This is a genomic window from Micromonospora sp. NPDC002575, assembly GCF_042889525.1.
GTDB classification, from domain to species: Bacteria; Actinomycetota; Actinomycetes; order Mycobacteriales; family Micromonosporaceae; genus Micromonospora; species Micromonospora carbonacea.
In genome coordinates this window covers 1-2,518 of record NZ_JBIARA010000057.1, presented here as the reverse complement: position 1 = coordinate 2,518, position 2,518 = coordinate 1, and the positions used below count along the sequence as shown (strand labels likewise).

Annotated in this window: 2 protein-coding genes; both read left to right on the top strand. The window is 69.4% G+C overall.

Features of this window, described 5'->3' with window-relative positions; translation table 11 throughout:
- The first annotated feature begins 316 nt into the window (after window positions 1-316).
- Window positions 317-565 (top strand): hypothetical protein, encoded by a 249-nt coding sequence (locus ACFYWL_RS31000; protein WP_386980326.1) that lies wholly within the window; start codon window positions 317-319, stop codon window positions 563-565.
- 99 nt (window positions 566-664) lie between these two features.
- Window positions 665-2,116: a hypothetical protein gene (locus ACFYWL_RS30995; protein WP_386980323.1), complete on the top strand. Its 1,452-nt coding sequence runs from the start codon at window positions 665-667 to the stop codon at window positions 2,114-2,116.
- Window positions 2,117-2,518: the final 402 nt, after the last annotated feature.

Below are 2,518 nucleotides of genomic sequence, written 5' to 3'. Positions count from 1 at the left end.
ACGACAAAGACCAACGCCACTTCGTCGTCTTCGCCAAGAAAGTGCCAGCAGGACGCGTCACCCTCGGACCAAACGCCGCGACATCCGTGTACTCCGCCAGCTACGTCACGCTCCTCGTCGCCGACGAATGATGGTTTCGTGACATGTCGACGCGAAACCACGCAACGCGGGCCTGAGGGACTGAACTGAGCTGACCCACGGACGGGGGCCTGGCCGTGTGGGGAGTATGAGGGCACTCCGGATCACCAACCCGTGGCGCGTCCTGGCTCACCGACAGCAGGCGCGGCCGGCAGATTCCGTCGCTGATTCGCGAGGCGTGCGGCAGCCGCCCGACGGCCTCCACCCGGTCGACGGTCAGCCGCCACGGCCCGACCTGTCGGAGGTGCCGAGGCGCCGCGCGGCGCTGCTCGCCGAAGCCCTCTTCGCGTCGGCGCCACAGCCGTCGCTGCGGATGGTCGCCGACTGCGGTGACTGGGACTATGCGCGGCTGGCGGTGCTCCGCGCGCGTGGACCGCGCCGCCGATCACCGGCAGAGACCTTTCATATCAACTTCGCCACGGATTGAGCCATCCGGGCTCTGCCGTACGTGCACGCAGGGACGCGAAGAGGCGCGGCGCCGGGCCGAGCTGCCGAGCCGGCGAAACCACCCTTCCATTTCAGTGGAGTGACTGACGTGAACAGACCCCTCCGAAAGCTGCTCTCCCTGGCTGGCGGCATGCTGCTCGGCATGCTCGCGGCGCTGGTGGCGGCGAGCCCCGCCGCAGCGCATCGCGCGCTGGTCAGCGGGGCAGCGGTGTGCCAGCCGGACGGCACCTACGAGATCACCTGGCAGGTGAGCAACGACAGTGGGGAGAACAGATACGCGCAGATCACCACGCTCGTCGCGCGACCGCAGAAGCCGATCGACGGGATCAAGGTGGGCAGCGCGATCAGCGCCGACACCGACGGCAACGGCCCCAAGGGTGTCGTAGTCGGGGTGCAGCGGGTGCCGGGCACGACGACGGGTGCCAGCCTGACGGTGTCGGCGACCTGGTTCGAGCGCAACGGCGACCGCACCGGCATTTCCAGCACCGCCTCCGGCCACGCCGCCGGCCTCAGGGGGACGTGCGGGAAGAAGCCGCGATGCGTCGGCAAGGAACAGGCCACGTACAAGCATGCGTTCGACGGCGCGAAGGGCCTGGCGACGGTCGAGCTCGCCGGTGGCCTGCCCCTGTGCGAGGGTCAGAAGCAGGAGTTCCTCCTTGTCTCCTACCTCGCGCCGAGCGCCAGGGCGAGTTGGCCGCAGTACGCGCACGACCACGACATCGCAGCGGTCGACGCCAACCACCGCAAGGTCGAGCTGAAGGTCGACGTGCCGGAGTGCTACACCCAGGTCGATCTCGTCTGGGGTGGCAAGAACGAGCTGATCACGCCGATGGTGCAGAAGGGCAAGCGCTACGGCGACAAGAAGCTGGGCAGCAAGGGCAAGCCCGGCAGCCACTCCGCCGGCCCGCTCGGCGCCTACAACGGCGGTGCCGCGTCCTGCGCACAGCCGAAGGCCACCTTCGTACCGGCCTGCGACGGGTCGGTCGTCGTCGACCTCAGCGCTGGCGGCTATCCGGCGACGTTCCACGTCACCGCGACCGGTGTGGATCGTGCCGCCGAGGTGCCGGCGGGCAAGTCGGTGCAGGTGCGGATGCCGGCGGGCTCGGGCCCGATCGTCGTAGCCGAGCGGGGCAGGGAAGTGGCTCGTTATCTCTGGTCGCGGCCGTCGACCTGCGGGCTGCCCACGATGTCCACCGGGTCGACCTGCACCGAGCTTAAGGTGACGGTCACCCATCCGGGTCAGGGGATGCCGCCGATGGAGGCGGTCGCCCGCTATGGAACGCAGGACAGGAAGGTCACGGCCTCGGACGGAGGATCGGCGACGATCGTCTTCGCCGCCGGACGGGAACGCGCCGTCGAGGTGGCGTTTCCCGGCTACGACTACAAGCTGAGCGGTGCGTACGAGGAGCCGGGCGCCTGCGAGAAGCTACCGGCGACAGGTGCGATGACGGCCCGGATCGGCTTCGTCGGAGTCCTGATGGTCGCCTTCGGGGCGGCCCTGGTCATCTTCGTGTGGCGCAGGCGGGCGTAGCCGGACGAACGCTGGACAGCGCGTGTCCACCCGGCCGCCGGGTGGCCGGTGGGGGTCGCGGGCCCTCGCGTTGGATACGAGCGTTCCCGAGGCCACGTCGGGACCGGCCGGCATCGGGGTCGGTGCCGGTCGGTCCCGCCCGGTGGCCGGCCGGCAGCAGACCGACATCGGGCTACACTCCGGGTACGCGTGGGCGGTGCACAGTCCACCGTCCGCGCCCGCCGGCATCCGAACGTCCATGATGGCCGTGTCCACGGGGGTAGGGGCCAGCATCTCCAGCACCGACGATCTTGTGGCCCCGATTACGGCGGCGTATCGTGATGCGCTGTTAACCAGCCACAACGTGGTGAATGGTAACTGCGGCAAGCCTGGCGAGGGGACAACTGGTATGTATGGAGTGGG